Origin of the sequence: Porcipelethomonas ammoniilytica, from assembly GCF_025567485.1 — a bacterium.
Lineage (GTDB): Bacteria > Bacillota > Clostridia > Oscillospirales > Ruminococcaceae > Porcipelethomonas > Porcipelethomonas ammoniilytica.
In genome coordinates, this window is record NZ_JAOQKH010000117.1 from 1 (window position 1) to 328 (window position 328).

A 328-nucleotide genomic window follows, 5' to 3' on the forward strand; every position below is an offset into this window, starting at 1 on the left:
AAGCGTTGCGGACTGCATGTCGTTCACAACCGATATGCCGCAGTTCTGGTCGGGCAACGGAGCAACTCTGAACGTTAACGGCGGTAAGCTGCTTATCCAGAATAATCTTGTGTTCAGAACAGCTTCCCCTGACGGCTGGGGCGGCAATGCGGGGCAGCTGATGAACTTAAACGGCGGCGAGGTTTATATCGGCAACTGCTTCGATTTCGGTCAGGCGAACTGCTACGACACAATTTTGATGACAAACGCTGACGACAGGCTGTATGTTGGCGGCAACTGGACATACATAACTCTTCAGGACATGGAGGGCAAATGGACGGCAGGACAG

General features: G+C 53.0%; 1 protein-coding gene. It reads left to right on the forward strand.

Annotated elements, in window-relative coordinates; genetic code table 11:
* On the forward strand, nt 1-328 hold a 328-nt coding region (locus OCV67_RS13570), incomplete at both ends, for a hypothetical protein (RefSeq protein WP_178085200.1).